The sequence below is a fragment of the uncultured Sphingosinicella sp. genome, assembly GCF_963974575.1.
Classification (GTDB): Bacteria; Pseudomonadota; Alphaproteobacteria; order Sphingomonadales; family Sphingomonadaceae; genus Sphingosinicella.
On the sequence record NZ_CAXBBQ010000006.1, the window covers coordinates 1 to 20,933 of the forward strand.

Sequence of the window (20,933 nt, forward strand, 5' to 3'; positions counted from 1 at the left end):
CGCGGGTGTAGCTCAGTTGGTTAGAGTGCCGGCCTGTCACGCCGGAGGTCGCGGGTTCGAGCCCCGTCACTCGCGCCATTTCTCACAGGCAGAAATGGCGCTTCCCCGCAGGAAACGAAATCAGGCTTCGACGCTGTCGAAGACCCTCAACTCATGCGCGATCGAACGCTCCACCAGCAGTTCATAGAGCGCCGCCACGTGGTCACGCGACAGCCCGTGCGTCTCGGCGGCATCGCAGGCCTTGGCGATCACGTCCGCCTTGCGGGCTTCGTCGCGCACCGCGCCGCGCGACGTCTTCACGCGCGCCGCCGCCTCGATGTAGCGCATCCGCGTTGCCAGCAGCGCGACGATCTCGCGGTCCAGGGCATCGATCGCGGTGCGGATCTCCGGCATGGTGGTGCAGGCGTCGGGGGGAACGATATCGGTCATTTGCGGAAGCGTCCGGTTTCTATCCAGCGAACAAGGGGGCGGGCGGGGAACACCCAGGCGATGCCGAGCAAGATCCAGACGGGAAGCTGCAAGAGCACGTGAAGGCGTGTGACAGGCTCAGCCACGGCGACAGCGACAGCGGCATAGACCGCGATCAGGACGATCAGCAGCAGCACGCCGAAAGGCTTTCTGAGGCTCGGCTTGGGGTCGGTCATGCGGTGAGTGTCCTTGTGGGTGTCACCACCGCATCAAGGCGCTGGTCCCAGCTATCCGCCGGAAGCGTATGCAGGATCTGCACGTCCCAGGCGAGGCCGATGGCAATCGTGGGCTGAACGGCCCGGAGCGCGGCAAGCGCGCGGTCGAAGTGGCCCTTGCCCTGGCCGATGCGGTTTCCGTGCGCGTCGGCTGCGACGAGCGGCACGAGGAGCGTATCGGGCACGCCCTCGGCGGCGTCGGCAAGCGGCTGCATCGTGCCGAAGGGGCCTGGCTCCAGCGGGCCGCCAGCGACGCGAAAGCGCATCACGTCATCACGGCTCGCGAACCATGGCAGCAGCACTGTTGCGTGGGAGAGGCACGGCGCGGGATCGATCTCGTGGCCCATCGGCACGTAGCTGCCGATGGCGCGGGCATTCGCGAGGAAGGGAAGGGCGCGCGCGGCGAGCGCGGCTTCCAGCGCCTGCCGTTCCTCGGCGGACAGGCCGCGCACGAACGCCGCGCGCGCTGCACGAGCATCGCGGCGCAGGGTTTCCTTGTCGAAAAGGGCGGCGGTGGACAAACGGGAATCCGGGCGACAGGTCAAAAATGGGTGGCGGAACCGCCTCGGCCGTTTGCCGGAATATCCTCTGACGCCAGTAACGTCAGGTGGGCACCATATGGTCGGACCAGGATCCGCACAGGGACAGCACCCTTGGATGTCGATATCGCCTCAGGGATGTTCGCATCGCGCGCACCAGGCAGTATCCGCCGTTGCTAATCTAGGCGTTGGCGCGACGCTTCTCAAGGGCCGCGACAATCGCTTCCACCCGCTGTGCCGCCTTTTCGAGCGCACCCGTCGCGATCGTGTCGCCAAGCGAGGGGTCGCGTTCCTTGAGGTCGAAGAATTCATCGGCAATCAGGATGGCGGACATCAGCAGCAGGCGGGGCTCGCTCATCTGTCCGAGCGCGCCCTGCAGATCGGCCGCCTTGGCGTCGACATGCGCTGCGAGACGGTTCAGCCGCTCTTCCTCGCCATCGCGGCAGGCGAGGGGATAGGAACGGCCGCCGATGCTGACGTTGATCTGCCCCACGCGCCTAGCTCCGCGACGCGATCAGCGCGTCGAGATCGGCGACGGCGCGTTCGGTGGAGTCCTTCAGGCGGCGGTGCTTCTGGCGCAGTGCTTCCAGTTCGGTGAGCGCCCCACTTGCATCGTGTACGCCCCCGGCGGCGCGCTCGAGCTTGTCGAGTGCGCTTTCAAGGCGTGTCAGCGCCGACGCGAAACCGGTCATCTGATCCATGCCGAAAAGTCCCGAAAACAGCAGTTTGGGCGAGGAACATAAGAACGAATCCGAATGACGGTCAAGGCAAGCGCGGGACGGTTCGGCGATTCATCCCGATTCAGCCGGATTCCCGCCTGTTTCATGTGTGCATGGCCGCCATGCCTTGACATGACGTTGACGCAGCATAAGCCCCTCTCCATTGTGCGCGCCGATTCGCCGCCCGGCCGAAATATTGGGGACCCAAGCCGAAGATGACCGTCAATCACGCCGATCTCGCCAACGCTGTCCGTGCGCTGGCGATGGATGCCGTACAGGCCGCGAACTCCGGCCACCCTGGAATGCCGATGGGCATGGCGGATGCCGCGACGGTTCTCTTCACACAACATCTGAAGTACGATCCGCAGTGGCCTGAATGGCCTGATCGCGACCGTTTCGTGCTTTCCGCCGGTCACGGCTCGATGCTGATTTACGCGCTTCTCTATCTCACGGGCTACGAGAAGCCGACGCTCGACCAGATTCGGAACTTCCGCCAGCTCGGCAGCCCCTGCGCCGGCCATCCGGAAAACTTCGAGCTTCCCGGCGTCGAGACGACGACCGGCCCGCTTGGGCAAGGCCTCGCCACCGCCGTCGGCATGGCGATCGCGGAGCGTCACCTCAACGCGCGCTTCGGTGACGCGGTGCAGGATCATCACACGTGGGTGATCGCCGGCGACGGCTGCCTGATGGAAGGCATCAACCACGAAGCGATCGGCCTTGCCGGGCACCTGAAGCTCGGCCGCCTGAATGTGATCTGGGACGACAACCGCATAACGATCGACGGCGCGACTTCCATGTCGACGTCCGAAGACGTGAAGGCGCGTTATGAGGCTTCGGGCTGGCACGTCGTTTCCTGCGACGGCCACGACGCAGCGAGCATCGACGCGGCGCTGCGGGCCGCGAAGGCCGATCCGCGCCCGTCGCTGATCGCCTGTCGCACGATCATCGGCTTCGGGGCGCCCAACAAGCAGGGCACCGCGGCCACGCACGGCTCGCCGCTCGGCGCGGCGGAAATCGCGGCGGCGCGCGAAACGCTCGGCTGGCATCACGCGCCGTTCGAGATCCCGGCGGATATCCTGAATACGTGGCGCACGTCGGGCGCGCGCGGCACGAAGGTCAGCGCCGACTGGAAGGCGAATGCTGCGAAAACAGAGGGTTATACAGAATTCCTGAGCTGGCTCGATGGTTCCGCGCTGAAAGCCGCAGGCCCCGCGCTGAAGGCGCATATCGATAGCCTGATTGCGGCGCCCCAGACGGTGGCGACGCGCAAGGCGAGCGAAATGGCGCTCGGCGCGATCAACGCGGCCGTGCCGAACACGATCGGTGGCTCGGCCGATCTCACCGGCTCCAACAACACGCTGACGAAAGGCCTCGGCACGCTCGACGCCGCGAATTATGGCGGGCGCTACGTCTACTACGGCATCCGTGAATTCGGCATGGCCGCCGCGATGAACGGCATGGCGCTGCACGGCGGCATCGTGCCTTACGGCGGCACCTTCCTCGTCTTCACCGATTATTGCCGCCCGGCGATCCGCCTCAGCGCGCTGCAGCGGGCCCAGGCGATCTACGTGATGACGCACGATTCGATCGGGCTTGGCGAAGACGGGCCGACGCACCAGCCGATCGAGCACGTGATGAGCCTGCGCGTGATGCCGAACGTCCTCGTGATGCGTCCGGCCGACGTCGTCGAAACCGCCGAATGCTGGGCGCTCGCGCTTGAAAACGACAGTGGCCCCACGGTGCTTGCGCTCTCCCGTCAGAACCTGCCGCAGGTCCGTACGGATGGGAGCGAGAACCTTTCCGCGAAGGGCGCCTACCGCCTGCGCAGCGCCTCTGCCGCACGCAAGGTGGTGTTCCTCGCGACCGGCTCCGAAGTGCAGGCCGCGCTCGAAGCCGCCGATCAGCTCGAAGCCGGCGGCATCGGCTGCGACGTCGTTTCCATGCCCTGCTGGGAACTCTTCGACCTGCAGAGCGATGCCTATCAGGCGGACATCCTGCCCGAAGACGCGCTTATCGTGTCGGTCGAGGCGGGAACGACCGTGGGCTGGGAACGCTACACGGGCCGCAAAGGCCTGCGGCTCGGCATCGACCGCTTCGGCGCGTCCGCGCCCGCCGAGGCCTTGTTCGAGAAGTTCGGATTGACCGCCGACGCCATCGCGAAGGCGGTTCGGGGCAAGCTCGCTTAAATTAGGAACAGGAGTACGAGAGACATGGCGAAGGTTTCGATCAACGGATTCGGCCGCATCGGGCGCCTCGTGGCGCGCGCTATTCTGGAGCGTCCGGACAGCGGCCTCGAACTGGTTTCGATCAACGACCTCTCCGACGCGAAGTCGAACGCCCTGCTGTTCAAGCGCGATTCCGTGCATGGCACCTGGCAGGGTACGGTCGAGGTTGACGGCAACGACCTCATCATCGACGGCAAGCGCATCAAGGTTTCGGCCGAGCGCGACCCTGCGAACCTGCCGCACGCGGCAAACGGCGTCGACATCGCGCTCGAATGCACCGGCTTCTTCACGGACCGCGCCTCGGCCGAAAAGCACATGGCGGCGGGTGCCAAGCGCGTGCTGATCTCCGCGCCGGGCAAGAACGTCGACCTCACGGTCGTTTTCGGCGTGAACAACGACAAGCTTTCGGCCGAGCACAAGATCGTTTCGAACGCGAGCTGCACGACGAACTGCCTCGCGCCGGTCGCCAAGGTGCTGAACGATGCGCTCGGCATCGAGCGCGGCCTGATGACGACGGTGCACGCTTACACCAACGACCAGAAAATCCTGGACCAGATCCACGACGATCCGCGCCGCGCCCGCGCTGCCGCGATGTCGATGATCCCGACCACCACGGGCGCCGCGCGCGCCGTGGGCGAGGTGCTGCCCGAACTGAAGGGCAAGCTCGACGGTTCGGCAATCCGCGTTCCGACGCCCGACGTCAGCCTTGTCGACCTGACCTTCACGCCGAAGCGCGACACGACGAAGGACGAGGTGAACGCGATCCTGAAGGCGGCGTCTGAATCCGGCCCGCTGAAGGGGATCCTCTGCTATTCGGATGAGCCGCTCGTTTCGATCGACTATCAGCACACAGCCGCGTCCTCGACCATCGACAGCCTCGAAACCGCGGTTCTCGAAGGCAAGCTCGTGCGCGTCGTTTCCTGGTACGACAACGAGTGGGGCTTCTCGAACCGCATGGTCGACACCGCGAAAGCCATCGCGGCGTTCCTCTAACCATGGCCAAGTTCCGGACGCTCGACGACATCGGGGACGTACGCGGCAAGCGCGTCCTCGTCCGTGCCGATCTCAACGTGCCGATGCAGGCGGGGAAGGTCAGCGATGACACCCGCCTGCGCGCGGCGCAGCCGACCATCGCCGAACTCGCCGACAAGGGCGCGATCGTGCTGGTGCTGTCGCACTTCGGGCGTCCGAAGGGCGAAGACCCGATGCTCAGCCTGTCGCCGATCTCCAGCGCGCTTGCGAAGGTGCTCGGCCGCACGGTCGGCTTCGTCACCGAGTGCAAGGGACCGGCGGCTGAGCAGGCGGTAAGCCTGATGGCAGCAGGCGAGATCGCGGTGCTTGAGAACACGCGCTTCGAGCCGGGCGAGGAGAAGAACGATCCGGCGCTCGTCGCCGCGATCGCGAAGCTCGGCGACATCTATGTCAACGACGCCTTCTCCGCCGCGCACCGCGCGCACGCCTCCACCGAAGGGCTGGCGCATGTGCTCCCGGCCTATGCGGGGCGCTCGATGCAGGCGGAGCTGGAGCATCTGGAAGCAGCGCTCGGCGAGCCGGAGCGGCCCGTCGCGGCGGTTGTCGGCGGTGCGAAGGTGTCTTCGAAACTCGACGTGCTCAACAACCTCGTCGGTAAGGTCGATCATCTCATCATCGGCGGCGGCATGGCGAACACCTTCCTCGCCGCGAAGGGCGTCGACGTCGGCAAGTCGCTGTGCGAGCACGATCTCAAGGACACCGCGCTCGCCATCCTCGCGAAGGCGGAAGCGGCGCGCTGCACCGTGCACCTGCCCTACGACGTGGTCGTGGCGAAGGAATTCCGCGCCAATCCGCCGGTGCGCACGGTGAACGTGCACGAGGTCGCAGCGGACGAGATGATCCTCGACGTCGGTCCCGCCGCCGTCGAGGCGCTATCGGACGCGCTCAAGACCTGCCGCACGCTTGTCTGGAACGGTCCGCTCGGCGCGTTCGAAATGGAACCGTTCGACGCGGCCACGGTCGCGCTCGCGCGCACGGCGGCGGCGCTTACCGAAGCGGGAAGCCTCGTGTCGGTGGCGGGCGGCGGCGATACGGTCGCGGCGCTCAACCATGCGGGCGTGGCGGAAAGCTTCAGCTTCGTCTCGACCGCAGGCGGCGCGTTCCTTGAATGGATGGAAGGCAAGCCGCTGCCGGGCGTGGACGCGCTGCGGGCGTAACGAACCCGTTTTTGCCGCGGCGATGCGTCGGTTCAGCGACGGTAAGCCGGAAATTAACCTTATCTTAAAACCCGACCTTAAGTCTTCAGGGCGAAGGTCGGTGCCATGCTTATGCGTCTCGCCACTGCCGCGTTCCTGATCGCCACCCCGGCCGTCGCTGCGGGTTTTTCGACCGTTGCGGTCGCGAAGCACAGCTGGTGCGCGGCGGGCGACGTGAACCCCGCCGATGCCGTGGCCGCGCTCAATGATCTGCGCCGCGGGCAGGGGCTTGGACCCGTACGCGTCAGCAGCGCGCTGACCCGCGCCGCGCAGCTGCATTCGGACGACCTCGCCGGATGGGGTAAGCTCTCTCACAGCGGCTCGGACGGCAGCAACTTCGTCGACCGTGCGGACCGTGCCCGCTTCGACGGTGTGCCGCGCGCGGAAAACGTCGCGTGGAACCTGCCGACGTCCGAGGCCGTGGTCGTCGCGTGGGACAGGAGCCCCGGCCACCGCGACAACATGATGCTCGAAGACGTCACCGACGTCGGCATCGGCTACGCCTGCTCACCCACCAAGGGCCGCTTCTGGACGATGGTCCTCGGCCGCCGCGAGGCGGACATGCAGGTCGCGGCGGCTTTCTCCGCGTACTAGCGGCTCACCGGCAGTTTCGCGCCTTTATCGAATGCGCGTCCACCACGTTTCCGCTGCTCGTGCGTACGGAAATGCACTGGCGGCTTACCGCGCTCCAGTACGTCCGCTCGTGGCCGCCGCCGGTGTCGTCCTTACCCATGTAGACATAACCGCGATCGCGGAGCATCGAGTCCGCCCTGTCATTGGAATGGCCCACAACATCCTGATAGCCGGCATGAGGGCTGTACCCGGCGTTATGTGAATAGCCTTCGCGGTAAGGCGTCTGGTAGCCGCGCTCCCTCACGCCGGCATTGTAGCCGTCGGAGTAAACGTCACTGCGGCCGTAGTTGTGATAGGCTTGGCTATAAAGCCCGTCGCGGTAACCGCGCTCGAAGTCCGCGGTGTCCTGCGTATCATAGTCCTTGTCGCCGCGATGGTGGGACTTCGACGCAAGCGCCGCGACCCCGATGAGCGCGGCAGCGCCTATCGCGATTGCAGCGGTCTTGTCGCCGTCGGAGCCCTTTTGGCCGCAGTCCGATCCGCCTACCGATTTGATCTTTTGATAGCGCCCGTCGCTCGTCAGCACACGGACGCAGCTCTTTTTCGACTGGTTCCACCAATAGCTGTACTTGCCGTCGTCGGCCTCGGCGGTGTGGTGGTTGTAATAGCCGCGCGAGATCATTTCGTTTTCACCGGAGCTGCCGCGGGCGCCCACGAGATCGCTGAGGTCGCCCGGCGTGTTGGCCTGGGCCGGAAAGCCTGAAAGCCCCAGGGAACACGCCGCGAGAAGGCTGATGGTGCGGGGGATTGTCATGATGCGGTCTTCCTTGCCAAATGAGAAGGTACAGGCACGCATAAGCAACGTCAGGGCAGGATAGACGTTTGGATTTCCCCGTCCAGATGGTCCCAGACGGCGTTGCGATGAACCGGGGCATTGGCTACAGCGTTCCCAACACAGCAGCCAAAAGCGACGAGGACGACGAATGAAGATCACGAAAGCCGTGAAGGCCATCCTTTCGAACTATGAAAGCGACAACCCCGGCACGAAGGCGAACCTCGCCCGCATCCTGATGCAGGGCCATCTCGGCGGCACCGGCAAGCTCATCATTCTCCCGGTCGACCAGGGCTTCGAACATGGCCCGGCGCGGAGCTTCGCGGTCAACGAGCCGGCTTACGACCCGCACTACCATTTCCAGATCGCCATCGACGCGGGGCTTTCCGCCTATGCCGCGCCGCTCGGCATGATCGAGGCGGGCGCCGACACGTTCGCGGGCCAGATCCCGACGATCCTCAAGGTGAACAGCTCGAACAGCTGGGCGACCTCGATCAACCAGGCCGTCACCGGCACGGTCGACGACGCGCTGCGTCTCGGCTGTTCGGCCATTGGCTTCACCATCTATCCGGGCGCCGACGAGGTGTTCGATATGATGGAGGAAATCCGCGAAATGTCCGCCGAGGCGAAGTCGGTTGGCATTGCCACGGTGATCTGGTCGTATCCGCGCGGTGGCAATCTTTCGAAGGACGGCGAGCTGGCGCTCGATGTCGGCGCTTACGCCGCGCACATGGCTGCGCTGCTTGGCGCGCACATCATCAAGGTGAAGCTGCCGAGCGCGCACATCGAACAGAAGGATGCGCAGAAGGCGTACGAGAAGCTGGATGCCTCCACGCAGGCGAAGCGCGTGGCGCACGTCGTGAAGTCGTGCTTCAACGGCCGCCGCATCGTCGTCTTCTCGGGCGGCGCTGCGAAGGGCGCTGACGCCGTCTATCAGGACGCGCGCGACATTCGCGACGGCGGCGGCAACGGCTCGATCATCGGCCGCAACACCTTCCAGCGCCCGCGCGACGAGGCGATGGCCATGCTCGCGAAGCTGGTGAACATCTACAAGGGCAAGGAATAGGCCCGATGTCCGTGGCCTCGGCCGAGGTTGACGCCTGGATCGCCGACCGTTTGATCGGCGACGATCCGGCGCTCGACGAGGCCCTGGCCCGCAATGCGGCCGAAGGCTTGCCTGCGATCGATGTATCGCCGGCGCAGGGCAAGCTGCTCCACATCCTCGCGCGCTCCATCGGCGCGTGGCGGATTCTGGAGGTCGGCACGCTCGGTGGCTACTCGACGATCTGGCTTGCGCGTGCGCTTCCCGATCACGGCGTGCTGGTGACGCTGGAAATTGATCCGCACCATGCCGAAGTCGCCCGCGCGAACCTTGATGCGGCGGGCGTCGGCGACAAGGTCGAGATCCGCGTCGGGCCGGCCGTCGAGATGCTGACCCGCATGGAGGCGGAAGGCGAAGGGCCTTTCGACCTCGTGTTCATCGACGCAGACAAGCCGAACAACGTTGCTTATCTGAAGGCGGCGCTCGCAATCGCGAGGCCGGGATCGCTCATCATCGTCGACAATGTGGTGCGCGAGGGCCGCGTGACGGATGCGTCGAGCACGGACGCTGCGATCCTCGGTACGCGTGCGCTTTTCGATGTCATCGCTGCGGAGCCGCGGCTGACGGCCACGGCGATTCAGACCGTGGGTGCCAAGGGTTGGGACGGGTTTATGATCGCGGTGGTGAATGATGAATGATGACGATGTGGCGCTCGATCCCGGCTTTGCCGATCGTTTCGAGCAGGATAGGCGGCCGCCGTGCCAGCTCTATCTGATCTCGCCGGAGCGCTATGATCCGGGCTTTCCCGAAACGCTGAAGGCCGCGCTCGATGCGGGGCCTGTAGCGGCGTTCCAGCTTCGGCTGAAGGGTGTGGAGGACATGGAAATCCTGCGCGCCGGAGCCGCGCTGAAACCGATCCTCGCGGCCTACGATGTCGCCTTCATCCTTAATGACCGCGCCGACCTCGCGAAGGAACTGGGCGCCGATGGCGTGCATCTTGGGCAAGCCGACGGCAGCGTCGCTGCGGCACGCAGTCTGCTCGGCCACGACGCGCAGATCGGCGTCACCTGTCACGACAGCCGTCATTTCGCGATGGAAGCGGGTGAGGCGGGCGCTGATTATGTGGCGTTCGGGGCCTTCTATCCCACCACGACCAAGGTAACGACGCATCGTCCTGATCCGTCGATCCTCTCGTGGTGGACGACGATCAGCGAGATTCCTTGCGTCGCCATCGGCGGCATCACGGCAGAGAACGCCGCGCCGCTCGTTGCTGCCGGTGTGGACTTTCTGGCCGTTTCCAGTGCTGTCTGGGCGCATCCGGACGGCGCCGGGGCGGGCGTGAAAGCGTTTCAGAGCGTCCTTGAGCCCGCGCCCGCGCGCTGATAGATGCCGCCCAACCTTTCTTTCTCAGGAACGCACCCATGAAGATCAGCGGCGTGGACATTCGTCCCGGCAACATCATCGAATATGAAGGCGGGCTGTGGCGCGCCGTGAAGATCCAGCACACGCAGCCTGGCAAGGGCGGCGCCTACATGCAGGTGGAGTTGAAGAACCTCGTCGACGGCCGCAAGACCAACGTCCGCTTCCGCTCGTCGGAAACCGTGGAGCGCGTCCGGCTCGATACGAAGGACTTCCAGTTCCTCTACGCCGAAGGCGACATGCTGACCTTCATGGACAAGGAGACCTACGAACAGGTCTCGCTGCCGCAGGATCTTCTCGGCGATGCCGCCGCGTTCCTTCAGGACGGCATGGACGTCGTCATGGAACTCTATGAAGAAAAGCCGCTTTCCGTTCAGCTTCCCGATCAGGTCGAAGCCACGATCGTGGAGGCCGATGCCGTGGTGAAGGGCCAGACGGCTTCGTCCAGCTACAAACCCGCGGTGCTCGACAACGGCGTGCGCATCATGGTGCCGCCGCACATCGCATCGGGCACGCGCATCGTCGTCGACGTCTACGAGCAGACCTACGTCCGCCGCGCGGACTGATCGGAACCGTCATGCCAGCCCATTCCGCCCTCATCACCATCATGGACAAGGCCGCGCGCAAGGCCGCGCCGCGGCTGCGCCGTGATTTCAATGAGGTGTCGCAGCTTCAGGTGTCCCGCAAGGGGCCGTCGGACTTCGTGTCCAACGCCGATCACGCCGCCGAGCGTACCATCGTCGAAATCCTCCGACAGGCACGTCCCGACTGGGGGCTGGTGCTGGAGGAGGGCGGCGAGGTCGAAGGCGATCCTTCGCGTCCGCGCTGGATCGTCGATCCGCTCGACGGCACATCGAACTTCCTGCACGGCATCCCGCACTTCGCGATCACCATCGCGGCGGAGCAGGACGGCCAGATCATTTCGGGCCTCGTCTATCAGCCGATGACCGACGAGAGCTTCTGGGCGGAGGCGGGCAGGGGCGCCTGGATTCAGAACCAGCGCCTGCGTGTTTCGGCGCGCAAGGAGCTCGGCGACAGCCTGATCGCCACCGGCGTGCCGTTTCGCGGCCACGGCGACTTCGATCAGTTCGATTCCATCCTGCAGGCGGTGGCGCCAAATGTCGCAGGCATTCGCCGCTTCGGTTCGGCCGCGCTCGATCTCGCCTGGGTCGCGGCAGGGCGCTACGACGGCTATTGGGAGGCGGGGCTCAACCTCTGGGATGTCGCCGCCGGTATCCTCCTGGTGCGCGAGGCCGGGGGCTTCGTCAGCGACTATCGCGGCGGCGACCGGCCGCTCGAACGGCGCGAGATCATCGCTTCAAACAGCGCTATTCAGACGCGTTTGCATAAACTCATCGGCGGGGCTCTTCGCACCGCAGCAAAGTGATTTCAAAAGGCAGGCTTACAGCCTTGCAAGCCCGCTGACACGCGCCTAAAAGCGCCGCGAACATCAGGGAATCGCGTATGCAATCGGTCGCGGCGGAGTATCTGCCGATCCTCTTGTTTCTGGGCGTCGCGGTGGTGCTGTCGGGCGTTTTCGTCGGCCTGCCGGTGCTTGTTTCGAACCTCACCGGAACCAACAAGCCGGACCCCAACAAGCTTGCGGAATATGAGTGCGGTTTCCCCGCCTTCGAAGACGCGCGCCGCCAGTTCGACGTGCGCTTCTATCTGGTGTCGATCCTGTTCATCATCTTCGATCTCGAGGTCGCGTTCCTGTTCCCGTGGGCGGTCAGCCTCGGGGCGACGGGCGTGTTCGGCTGGGCATCGATGATGGTGTTCCTCGGTATCCTCACCATCGGTTTCATCTACGAATGGAAGAAGGGCGCGCTGGAATGGGAGTAGAGACCCAAATGGCGCCTGCCGGCTCCGGTATCATCATGCCGGACCAGGGCTTCGTCGACGACATCAACAGCGAGGTGTCCAACAAGGGCTTCCTCGTCACCTCGACCGAGGAGCTGTTCCACTGGGCGCGCACCGGCTCCTTGTGGTGGATGACCTTCGGCCTTGCCTGCTGCGCGGTCGAGATGATGCATTCGAGCATGCCGCGCTACGACCTTGAGCGTTTCGGCGCTGCGCCGCGCGCATCTCCGCGCCAGTCGGACGTGATGATCGTCGCGGGCACGCTCTGCAACAAGATGGCCCCGGCGCTGCGCCGCGTGTACGACCAGATGTCGGAGCCGCGCTACGTCATCTCGATGGGCAGCTGCGCCAACGGCGGCGGCTACTACCACTACAGCTATTCGGTGGTGCGCGGCTGCGACCGCATCGTGCCCGTCGACATCTACGTGCCGGGCTGCCCGCCGACTGCTGAAGCGCTGCTTTACGGCATCCTGCAGCTGCAGCGGAAGATCCGCCGCGTGGGGACGTTCGAACGATGAAAAGCCCCGCGCCCCGCACCTCTTCCGACGAAGGCGTCGTCGAAGCCGCACGCGCCGCGCTCGGTGATCTCGTCATCGATGCTGCCGAGCACGCCTTCGAGGTGACGCTCACCGTTCATCGCCGCGATCTTTACAAGGCGCTCGAAGCGCTGCGTGATACGCCCGGCCTTGAATACCAGCAGCTCATGGAGATCGCGGGCGTTGACTATCCGGAGCGCCCCGAGCGTTTCGAAGTGAACTACTGCCTGCTGTCGCTGACGAAGAATCGCCGCATCCGCGTGAAGACGCTCACCGACGAAAAGCACGCCGTGCCGTCCGTCGTCGACCTCTGGCCGGTCGCGGGCTGGCTGGAGCGCGAAGTGTGGGACATGTACGGCGTCCGCTTCGACGGCAACCCCGATCATCGCCGCATCCTCACCGACTACGGCTTCACCGGGCATCCTTTCCGCAAGGACTTCCCGCTCACCGGCTATGTCGAGCTGCGCTATTCCGAAGAGCACAAGCGCGTCGTTTACGAACCCGTGAAGCTCGCGCAGGATTTCCGCAGCTTCGATTTCATGAGCCCTTGGGAAGGCGCCGAATACGTGCTGCCGGGCGATGAGAAGGCGGAAGGAAAGCCTGTCTGATGGCCGAAGTCGCAACCACGACGCCCACGACTGGCGACGTCGAAATCCAGAACTACACGATCAACTTCGGCCCGCAGCACCCGGCGGCGCACGGCGTGCTGCGCCTCGTCATGGAGCTGGACGGCGAGATCATCGAGCGCTGCGATCCGCACATTGGCCTGCTCCATCGCGGCACCGAGAAGCTGATCGAGTACAAGACCTACCTGCAGGCGCTGCCCTACATGGACCGGCTCGACTACGTGTCGCCGATGTCCATGGAGCACAGTTACGTGCTCGCCATCGAAAAGCTGCTCGATATCGAGGTGCCGCTGCGCGCCCAGTATATCCGCGTGCTGTTCGCGGAGCTGACGCGCATTGCGAACCACATCCTCAACACCACCGCGCACGCGATGGATGTCGGCGCGCTGACGCCGATCCTGTGGCTGTTCGAGGAACGCGAGGAATTGCTCGGCTTCTATGAGCGGGCCTCCGGCGCGCGCTTCCATGCGGCATACTTCCGTCCGGGCGGCGTCCATCAGGACCTGCCACCGAAGCTGATCGCCGACATCGCCGACTGGGCCGATGCCTTCCCGAAGGCGCTCGCCGACTTCGAGGCGCTGATCTGCGACAACCGCATCTTCAAGCAGCGCAACGTCGATATCGGCATCATCAGCGAGCAGGACGCGGTGGCGTGGGGCTTCTCCGGCCCCTGCATTCGCGGCTCCGGCCTGCCGTGGGATCTCCGCAAGTCGCAGCCCTATGAGGTTTACGACCGCATGGAATTCGACGTCCCGGTCGGCAAGAACGGCGACTGCTACGACCGCTTCATGGTCCGCATCGAGGAGATGAAGCAGTCGCTGCGCATCATCAAGCAGTGCCTGAACGAGATGCCGGAAGGCCCGATCGCCAGCCTCGATCGCAAGGTGGTGCCGCCCAAGCGCGGCGAGATGAAGCGCTCGATGGAGGCGCTCATCCACCACTTCAAGCTCTACACTGAAGGCTTCCACGTCCCGGCGGGCGAGGTTTACGTCGCCACCGAAAGCCCCAAGGGCGAGTTCGGCATCTATCTGGTGGCTGACGGCACCAACAAGCCGTACCGCTGCAAGATCCGCCCAACGGGCTTCTCGCACCTGCAGGCGATGGATTTCCTCTGCAAGGGTCACATGCTCGCCGACGCACCCGCCGTGCTCGGTAGTCTCGATATCGTTTTCGGTGAGGTCGACCGGTGAGTCACGCCGCTTCAGCAACGCCCGAACAGCATCACGCGTTCGATGGCTTCGATTGGACTCCTGAGAACGCCAAGCGCGTGAAGGTTATCCTTGCGCGCTATCCGGAGGCGCGCAGACAATCGGCCGTGATGCCGCTCCTCGATCTCGCGCAGCGCCAGGTCGGCGCGCAGACGAAGACGCAGGGCTGGCTGCCGATCCCGGTGATCGAATTCATCGCCGGGATGCTCGGCATGCCGTATATCCGCGTGCTCGAGGTCGCGACCTTTTACACGATGTACAACCTCGCGCCCGTCGGCCGCCACCATGTGCAGGTCTGTGGGACGACGCCCTGTATGCTGCGCGGTTCGGACGACGTGATGCAGGCGTGCAAGGACAAGGGGCTCGCCAAGGGGCACACGACCGAGGACGGCCTTTTCACGCTCACCGAGGTCGAATGCATGGGCACCTGCGCGAACGCGCCGATGGTGCAGATCAACGACGACAATTACGAAGACCTCGACTACGCGAGCATGACGCGCATCCTCGACGAGCTTGCCGCCGGCAAGACGCCGAAGCCCGGCCCGCAGGTCGATCGCCAGAACAGCGCGCCCGTGGGCGGACCCCGTGTTCTCAAGGAGTTCATGGCATGACCATTGCGCCGCTTGAGGACAAGGACCGGATTTTCACGAACCTTTACGGGTTCCAGGATTGGGGCGTCAAAGGCGCGCTGAAGCGCGGCGACTGGGATGGCACCAAGGATTTCCTCGCCAAGGGGCAGGACTGGATCATCGAGCAGGTGAAGGCGTCCGGCCTTCGCGGGCGCGGCGGCGCGGGCTTCCCCACCGGGCTCAAATGGTCCTTCATGCCGAAGGAACCGCGCGAGGATCGCCCGTCCTACCTCGTCATCAACGCCGACGAGTCCGAGCCCGGCTCGTGCAAGGACCGCGAGATCATCCGCCATGATCCGCACAAGCTGATCGAAGGCGCGCTGATCGCCGGTTTCGCGATGCGCGCGAAGGCCGCGTACATCTATATTCGCGGCGAGTTCATCCGCGAGGCCGAGACACTGTTCGCGGCCGTGGAGCAGGCCTACGACAAGGGCCTCATCGGCAAGAACGCCTGCGGTTCGGGCTATGATTTCGACGTCTACGTCCATCGCGGCGCGGGCGCGTACATCTGCGGCGAGGAAACCGCGCTCCTCGAAAGCCTTGAAGGCAAGAAGGGCCAGCCGCGTCTGAAACCGCCGTTCCCGGCGGGCGCAGGTCTCTACGGCTGCCCGACGACAGTGAACAACGTCGAGAGCATCGCGGTCGTCCCGACGATCCTGCGGCGCGGCGCCGAATGGTTCGCGGGCTTCGGCCGCCCGAACAACCTCGGCACCAAGCTCTTCCAGATCTCCGGCCATGTGAACACGCCCTGCGTCGTTGAAGAAACGATGGGCATCAGCTTCCGCGAGCTCATTGAAAAGCACGGCGGCGGCATTCGCGGCGGCTGGGACAATCTGCTCGCGGTCATCCCCGGCGGCTCGTCCGTGCCGCTCGTGCCCGCCGAACAGATCATGGACGCGCCGATGGACTTCGACGGGCTCCGTGAACTCAAGTCCGGCCTCGGCACGGCGGCGGTGATCGTCATGGACAAGTCGACCGACATCGTCCGCGCGATCAGCCGCATCTCCTATTTCTACAAGCACGAAAGCTGCGGGCAATGTACGCCCTGCCGCGAAGGCACCGGCTGGATGTGGCGCGTGATGGAGCGGCTGCGCACCGGCGACGCCGATCTTTCGGAAATCGACACGCTGCTCGACGTCACCACCGAGGTCGAAGGCCACACCATCTGCGCGCTCGGCGACGCGGCCGCTTGGCCCATCCAGGGCCTCATCCGCCACTTCCGCCCGGAACTTGAGCGCCGCATCAACGAACGCAAGGGCGCTGCCCTCGCCGTGGCGGCAGAGTAGGAAAGTCTGATGCCCAAACTTACCGTCGACGGCATCGAGGTCGAAGTCCCCGCCGGAGCCACCGTGCTTCAGGCGTGCGAGGCTGCGGGCAAGGAAATCCCGCGCTTCTGCTATCATGAGCGGCTTTCGATCGCGGGCAACTGCCGCATGTGCCTCGTCGAAGTGAAGCCGGGGCCGCCGAAGCCACAGGCATCGTGCGCGCTTCCCGCCGCCGAAGGACAGGAAATCCGCACCGACAGCCCGCTCGTCAAGAAGGCGCGCGAGGGCGTGATGGAGTTCCTGCTCATCAACCACCCGCTCGATTGCCCGATCTGCGATCAGGGCGGCGAGTGCGACCTGCAAGACCAGTCGATCGCCTACGGGCGCGGCCGCACGCGCTACACGGAGAACAAGCGCGCCGTCACCGAGAAGTACATGGGCCCGATCATCAAGACGGCCATGACGCGCTGCATCCACTGCACGCGCTGCGTGCGCTTTGCCGAGGAAGTGGCGGGCACCGACGAGATCGGCGCGCTCTATCGCGGCGAGAACATGCAGATCACCTCGTACCTCGAAGCGGCGGTGAAGTCGGAGCTTTCGGGCAACGTCATCGATCTCTGCCCCGTGGGCGCGCTCACCTCGAAGCCCTATGCGTTCGAGGCGCGGCCGTGGGAGCTTACGAAGACGAGCGGCATCTGCGTGATGGACGCGGTCGGCACCAACATCCGCATCGACGCGCGCGGCCCCGCCGTGCTGCGCGTGCTGCCGCGCGTCAACGACGACGTGAACGAGGAATGGGCGTCGGACAAGACGCGCTACGCCCCCCTCGGCCTTTCGAAGCGTCGCCTGGACAAGCCCTATGTGCGGCGCGGCGGCAAGCTTGAGGCGGCGAGCTGGGCGGAAGCCTTCAACGCCGTGAAAACCGGCCTTTCCGACCTCAGCGGCAACCAGATCGGCGCGGTGGCGGGCGAACTGCTCGACGTTGAATCGATGGTCGCGCTCAAAGACCTGATGAAGTCGCTCGGCTCTGACCGCTTCGAGTGCCGCACGGACGGCATGGCGCTGCCCGCCGGCGGCGCGGGCGCTTACCGCTTCAACACCGGCATCGCCGGGATCGAGGACGCGGACGTCGTGCTCCTCGTCGGCGCGAACCCGCGCTGGGATGCGCCGCTCGTCAACACGCGTCTGCGCAAGGCGGTCGTGAAGAAGGGCGCCAAGGTCTTCAACGTGGGGCCGGAGGTCGATCTCACCTATCCGGTCACGCAGCTCGGCGACGGCGCGTCCGTGCTCGGCAAGCTCCCGAAGGCTGCGGCTGACGCGCTGAAAAGCGCCACGAAGCCCGCGATCATCGTCGGTGCCGCAGCGCTCACGCGCGGCGACGCGCCCGCGGTCCTCGCCGCGCTCGGCAAGATCGCCAAGGCCGCGAAGATGAACGCCGAGGGCTTCAACGTCCTGCACACCGCCGCCTCGCGCGTCGGTGGTCTCGACATCGGCTTCACGCACGACGGCGGCATCTCTGAAGTGCTCGGCGGCGGTCTGAAAGCGCTCATCGTGCACGGCGCGGACGAGATCGACACCAACCTCGAAGGCGTCTTCAAGGTCTACATCGGCCACCACGGCGACCTCGGCGCACGCGGGGCGGACGTGATCCTGCCCTCGGCAAGCTTCGCCGAGAAGGACGGCACCTACGTCAACATGGAAGGCCGCGTTCAGCGCGCCTACCGCGCCGTGTTCGCGCCGGGCGACGCCCGCGAGGACTGGGCGATTCTGCGTGCGCTTTCCGAAGTGCTTGGCAATAAGCTGCCCTACGACAGCTTCGCCGCGCTCCGCGCCCGTATCGCCGCTGAATGGCCGCACCTCGCCGAGGAAGGCATTGCGCCGGCCTCCGGTGAGATCGACTTCGGCACCGGCAGCGAATTCGACGCCGCGCCGATCGGCCGCTTCATCCACGATTTCTACCTGACGAACGCCGTCGCGCGTGCGTCCGAGGTGATGCAGGATTGCTCGGCGACGCTACTGCATGGCCAGCCGGTTCTGGAGGCGGCGGAGTAATGACCGAATTCTTCCAGGCATCGATCCTCGGGCCGACCTTCGGCTACCTCGTCGCCACGCTCATCCTCATCCTCGCCATCACGCTACCGGTGCTGATCGCGGTCGCCTTCGCGGTCTATGCGGATCGCAAGATTTGGGCGGCGATGCAGCTTCGGCGCGGGCCGAACGTGGTCGGCCCGTGGGGTCTGCTGCAGAGCTTCGCCGACGGCGCAAAGGTGTTCCTCAAGGAAACCATCATCCCGTCGGGCGCGAACAAGGGCGTGTTCCTGCTCGCGCCGATGATCACCTTCACGCTCGCGCTCATCGGCTGGGCGGTGATCCCGTTCGATGCGGGCGCGGTGCTTGCCGACATCAACGTCGGCATCCTCTACCTGTTCGCGGTGTCCTCGCTCGGCGTCTACGGCATCATCATGTCGGGCTGGGCGTCGAATTCGAAATACCCGTTCCTCGGCGGCCTCCGCTCGGCGGCGCAGATGGTGTCCTACGAAGTCTCGCTCGGCCTCGTCATCATCAACGTCGTGCTCTACGCATCGTCGTTCAATCTCAGCGACATCGTGATGAGCCAGCAGAGCAACATCCTGTTTCTGAACGGCAATATCTTCAATCCGCTGCTGTTCCCGATGGGCATCGTGTTCTTCATCTCGGCGCTCGCCGAAACGAACCGCCCGCCGTTCGATCTTCCCGAAGCGGAAGCCGAGCTCGTCGCGGGTTATCAGGTCGAATATTCCTCGATGAGCTTCGCGCTGTTCTGGCTCGGTGAGTACGCGAACATCCTGCTGATGTGCGCGATGACCTCGGTCCTCTTCCTCGGCGGCTGGCTGCCCCCGGTGGACTGGGCGCCGCTCTATCTGATCCCCGGTTTCATCTGGTTCCTTGCGAAGATGGCGTTCGTGTTCTTCGTCTTCGCCTGGGTGAAGGCGACCGTGCCGAGGTATCGCTATGACCAGCTGATGCGCCTCGGCTGGAAGGTCTTCCTCCCGCTGTCGCTCTTCTGGGTGTTCCTGGTTTCCGGGTGGCTGATGTTCTTTACAGACAGGTTTGCATCATGACCGCCATATTCCGCGCCGCCAAATCGATGCTGCTGCTGGAGTTCATCCACGGCATGGCGCTTACGCTCAAATATATGTTCAAGCCGAAGGCGACGCTGAACTACCCCTATGAGAAGGGGCCGATCAGCCCGCGCTTCCGCGGCGAACATGCGCTGCGCCGCTATCCGAACGGCGAGGAACGCTGCATCGCGTGCAAGCTGTGCGAGGCGGTGTGCCCGGCGCAGGCGATCACGATCGAGGCCGAACCGCGCGAGGACGGCTCACGCCGCACCACGCGCTACGACATCGATATGACAAAGTGCATCTACTGCGGCTTCTGTCAGGAAGCCTGCCCGGTGGACGCGATCGTCGAAGGGCCGAATTTCGAGTTCGCGACCGAAACGCGCGAAGAACTGATCTACGACAAGGCGAAGCTGCTCGCGAACGGCGATCAGTGGGAAGCGGCGATTGCCGCCAACCTTGCGGCGGACGCGCAGTGGCGATAACTCGCCGCAGGCAAAAGAGGGGCAAGTCGAAACCGTGATCGAGGCCATCATCTTCTACATGCTCGCAGGCATCATTGTCCTGTCGGCAACGGCGGTGATCTTCGCCCGCAACCCGGTGCACAGCGTGCTCTGGCTGATCCTGGCGTTTTTCAACGCCGCCGGCCTGTTCCTGCTGCTCGGCGCGGAGTTCATCGCGATGATCCTCGTGATCGTCTACGTCGGCGCCGTCGCGGTGCTGTTCCTGTTCGTCGTCATGATGCTCGACATCGACTTTTCGGAGCTACGCACGGGCTTCTCGCGCTACATGCCGTTCGGGCTGATGCTCGCGGGCGTGCTGCTTGCCGAACTCGTGATCGCGGGCACGGCGTGGACGCTCGGTGCAGGGGCGCAGGCCGTCGCGGCCGCGCCGCTGTCGGCTGCGGGTGACGTGACCAACACCGAGGCGCTCGGCGCGCTCATCTACACCAAATACGTCTACATTTTCCAGGCGGCGGGCATGGTTCTGCTCACCGCGATGATCGGCGCGATCGTGCTCACGCACCGCCAGCGCACCGGCGTCAAGAAGCAGAACATCGCACGCCAGAACGCCGTGCGGCCCGAAGAGGCGGTCGATATCGTCAGCGTGCCTGTGGGCGAGGGGGTGAAACTCAAATGATCGGTATCACCCATTATCTCACCGTCGCGGCGATCCTGTTCGTGCTCGGCGTGCTCGGCATCTTCCTCAATCGCAAGAACGTCATCATCATCCTGATGTCGATCGAGCTGATCCTGCTCGCGGTGAACATCAACCTCGTGGCGTTCTCGGCGTACCTCGGCGATCTCGTGGGCCAAGTGTTCGCGATGTTCGTGCTCACCGTCGCGGCGGGCGAGGCGGCGATCGGCCTTGCCATCCTCGTCATCTACTTCCGCAACCGCGGCACCATCGCGGTCGACGACATCAACATGATGAAGGGCTGAGCGGGC

26 protein-coding genes and 1 tRNA gene are annotated in these 20,933 nt (G+C 65.0%); 21 read left to right on the forward strand and 6 right to left on the reverse strand.

Annotation, left to right across the window (positions count from 1 at the left end; all coding sequences use genetic code 11):
• The first annotated feature begins 1 nt into the window (after window position 1).
• Window positions 2–78: transfer RNA gene (locus AAC014_RS11830), tRNA-Asp, on the forward strand.
• Window positions 79–120: 42 nt separating this feature from the next.
• Here the strand turns inward: AAC014_RS11830 and AAC014_RS11835 are convergent.
• The 5 genes from AAC014_RS11835 to AAC014_RS11855 form a co-directional block, all read right to left on the reverse strand.
• Window positions 121–429, reverse strand: a complete 309-nt coding sequence (locus AAC014_RS11835) for a chorismate mutase (RefSeq protein ID WP_339708721.1) — start codon at window positions 427–429, stop codon at window positions 121–123.
• Window positions 426–644 (reverse strand): DUF2842 domain-containing protein, encoded by a 219-nt coding sequence (locus AAC014_RS11840; RefSeq protein ID WP_339708723.1) that lies wholly within the window; start codon window positions 642–644, stop codon window positions 426–428. The genes AAC014_RS11835 and AAC014_RS11840 overlap by 4 nt, the downstream gene beginning before the upstream one ends.
• Window positions 641–1,204: a 5-formyltetrahydrofolate cyclo-ligase gene (locus AAC014_RS11845; RefSeq protein ID WP_339708725.1), complete on the reverse strand. Its 564-nt coding sequence runs from the start codon at window positions 1,202–1,204 to the stop codon at window positions 641–643. The genes AAC014_RS11840 and AAC014_RS11845 overlap by 4 nt, the downstream gene beginning before the upstream one ends.
• A 199-nt stretch (window positions 1,205–1,403) precedes the next feature.
• A complete protein-coding gene (locus AAC014_RS11850) occupies window positions 1,404–1,715 on the reverse strand; it encodes a cell division protein ZapA (RefSeq protein WP_121048536.1) in 312 nt (103 codons plus the stop codon).
• Between the two features lie 4 nt (window positions 1,716–1,719).
• Window positions 1,720–1,923, reverse strand: coding sequence for a hypothetical protein (locus AAC014_RS11855; RefSeq protein WP_339708729.1), 204 nt, complete (start codon window positions 1,921–1,923; stop codon window positions 1,720–1,722).
• A 233-nt stretch (window positions 1,924–2,156) separates the two neighbouring features.
• Between AAC014_RS11855 and tkt the strand changes: the two genes are divergently transcribed.
• The 4 genes from tkt (at window position 2,157) to AAC014_RS11875 (ending at window position 6,988) form a co-directional block, all read left to right on the forward strand.
• Window positions 2,157–4,127 carry a transketolase gene (gene tkt / locus AAC014_RS11860; protein WP_339708731.1) on the forward strand — a complete coding sequence of 657 codons (1,971 nt, stop codon included), beginning with the start codon at window positions 2,157–2,159 and terminating at the stop codon, window positions 4,125–4,127.
• Between the two features lie 24 nt (window positions 4,128–4,151).
• Window positions 4,152–5,159, forward strand: a complete 1,008-nt coding sequence (gap, locus tag AAC014_RS11865; protein WP_339708733.1) for a type I glyceraldehyde-3-phosphate dehydrogenase — start codon at window positions 4,152–4,154, stop codon at window positions 5,157–5,159.
• A gap of 2 nt (window positions 5,160–5,161) precedes the next feature.
• Window positions 5,162–6,355 (forward strand): phosphoglycerate kinase, encoded by a 1,194-nt coding sequence (locus tag AAC014_RS11870; RefSeq protein ID WP_339708735.1) that lies wholly within the window; start codon window positions 5,162–5,164, stop codon window positions 6,353–6,355.
• Window positions 6,356–6,460: 105 nt separating this feature from the next.
• Window positions 6,461–6,988 (forward strand): CAP domain-containing protein, encoded by a 528-nt coding sequence (locus AAC014_RS11875; protein ID WP_339708737.1) that lies wholly within the window; start codon window positions 6,461–6,463, stop codon window positions 6,986–6,988.
• Window positions 6,989–6,992: 4 nt separating this feature from the next.
• Here the strand turns inward: AAC014_RS11875 and AAC014_RS11880 are convergent, their stop codons facing one another.
• Window positions 6,993–7,781 carry a hypothetical protein gene (locus tag AAC014_RS11880; protein WP_339708739.1) on the reverse strand — a complete coding sequence of 263 codons (789 nt, stop codon included), beginning with the start codon at window positions 7,779–7,781 and terminating at the stop codon, window positions 6,993–6,995.
• Window positions 7,782–7,950: 169 nt separating this feature from the next.
• On the opposite strand from AAC014_RS11880, the gene AAC014_RS11885 reads away from it, so the two are divergent.
• The 16 genes from AAC014_RS11885 (at window position 7,951) to nuoK (ending at window position 20,927) form a co-directional block, all read left to right on the forward strand.
• Window positions 7,951–8,865, forward strand: coding sequence for a class I fructose-bisphosphate aldolase (locus tag AAC014_RS11885; RefSeq protein WP_339708741.1), 915 nt, complete (start codon window positions 7,951–7,953; stop codon window positions 8,863–8,865).
• 5 nt (window positions 8,866–8,870) lie between these two features.
• On the forward strand, window positions 8,871–9,539 hold the full coding sequence (locus tag AAC014_RS11890) for an O-methyltransferase (RefSeq protein WP_339708743.1): 669 nt from the start codon (window positions 8,871–8,873) through the stop codon (window positions 9,537–9,539).
• On the forward strand, window positions 9,529–10,224 hold the full coding sequence (thiE, locus tag AAC014_RS11895) for a thiamine phosphate synthase (protein ID WP_339708745.1): 696 nt from the start codon (window positions 9,529–9,531) through the stop codon (window positions 10,222–10,224). The genes AAC014_RS11890 and thiE overlap by 11 nt, the downstream gene beginning before the upstream one ends.
• A gap of 38 nt (window positions 10,225–10,262) precedes the next feature.
• Window positions 10,263–10,826 (forward strand): elongation factor P, encoded by a 564-nt coding sequence (gene efp / locus AAC014_RS11900; protein ID WP_339708747.1) that lies wholly within the window; start codon window positions 10,263–10,265, stop codon window positions 10,824–10,826.
• A gap of 11 nt (window positions 10,827–10,837) precedes the next feature.
• Entirely contained in the window at window positions 10,838–11,647 is an 810-nt protein-coding gene (locus tag AAC014_RS11905) for an inositol monophosphatase family protein (protein WP_339708749.1), read from the forward strand.
• 77 nt (window positions 11,648–11,724) lie between these two features.
• Window positions 11,725–12,102 carry an NADH-quinone oxidoreductase subunit A gene (locus tag AAC014_RS11910; RefSeq protein WP_121048569.1) on the forward strand — a complete coding sequence of 126 codons (378 nt, stop codon included), beginning with the start codon at window positions 11,725–11,727 and terminating at the stop codon, window positions 12,100–12,102.
• A complete protein-coding gene (locus tag AAC014_RS11915) occupies window positions 12,093–12,638 on the forward strand; it encodes an NADH-quinone oxidoreductase subunit B family protein (RefSeq protein ID WP_339708752.1) in 546 nt (181 codons plus the stop codon). The genes AAC014_RS11910 and AAC014_RS11915 overlap by 10 nt, the downstream gene beginning before the upstream one ends.
• Window positions 12,635–13,264: an NADH-quinone oxidoreductase subunit C gene (locus AAC014_RS11920; protein ID WP_339708754.1), complete on the forward strand. Its 630-nt coding sequence runs from the start codon at window positions 12,635–12,637 to the stop codon at window positions 13,262–13,264. The genes AAC014_RS11915 and AAC014_RS11920 overlap by 4 nt, the downstream gene beginning before the upstream one ends.
• Window positions 13,264–14,472, forward strand: a complete 1,209-nt coding sequence (locus tag AAC014_RS11925; RefSeq protein ID WP_339708756.1) for an NADH-quinone oxidoreductase subunit D — start codon at window positions 13,264–13,266, stop codon at window positions 14,470–14,472. Before AAC014_RS11920 ends, AAC014_RS11925 begins: the two co-directional genes overlap by 1 nt.
• Window positions 14,469–15,101: an NADH-quinone oxidoreductase subunit NuoE gene (gene nuoE, locus AAC014_RS11930; RefSeq protein WP_339708758.1), complete on the forward strand. Its 633-nt coding sequence runs from the start codon at window positions 14,469–14,471 to the stop codon at window positions 15,099–15,101. The genes AAC014_RS11925 and nuoE overlap by 4 nt, the downstream gene beginning before the upstream one ends.
• Window positions 15,098–16,405 (forward strand): NADH-quinone oxidoreductase subunit NuoF, encoded by a 1,308-nt coding sequence (gene nuoF / locus AAC014_RS11935; RefSeq protein WP_339708760.1) that lies wholly within the window; start codon window positions 15,098–15,100, stop codon window positions 16,403–16,405. Before nuoE ends, nuoF begins: the two co-directional genes overlap by 4 nt.
• A gap of 9 nt (window positions 16,406–16,414) precedes the next feature.
• Complete coding sequence (gene nuoG / locus AAC014_RS11940; RefSeq protein WP_339708762.1) at window positions 16,415–18,436, forward strand: NADH-quinone oxidoreductase subunit NuoG; 2,022 nt, start codon at window positions 16,415–16,417, stop codon at window positions 18,434–18,436.
• Window positions 18,436–19,485 carry an NADH-quinone oxidoreductase subunit NuoH gene (gene nuoH, locus AAC014_RS11945; RefSeq protein WP_339708764.1) on the forward strand — a complete coding sequence of 350 codons (1,050 nt, stop codon included), beginning with the start codon at window positions 18,436–18,438 and terminating at the stop codon, window positions 19,483–19,485. The genes nuoG and nuoH overlap by 1 nt, the downstream gene beginning before the upstream one ends.
• Window positions 19,482–19,970, forward strand: coding sequence for an NADH-quinone oxidoreductase subunit NuoI (gene nuoI / locus AAC014_RS11950; RefSeq protein WP_339708766.1), 489 nt, complete (start codon window positions 19,482–19,484; stop codon window positions 19,968–19,970). Before nuoH ends, nuoI begins: the two co-directional genes overlap by 4 nt.
• Before the next feature lie 34 nt (window positions 19,971–20,004).
• Window positions 20,005–20,625, forward strand: coding sequence for an NADH-quinone oxidoreductase subunit J (locus tag AAC014_RS11955; RefSeq protein ID WP_339708768.1), 621 nt, complete (start codon window positions 20,005–20,007; stop codon window positions 20,623–20,625).
• Window positions 20,622–20,927 (forward strand): NADH-quinone oxidoreductase subunit NuoK, encoded by a 306-nt coding sequence (gene nuoK / locus AAC014_RS11960; protein WP_339708770.1) that lies wholly within the window; start codon window positions 20,622–20,624, stop codon window positions 20,925–20,927. The genes AAC014_RS11955 and nuoK overlap by 4 nt, the downstream gene beginning before the upstream one ends.
• The last annotated feature ends 6 nt before the right edge of the window (window positions 20,928–20,933 follow it).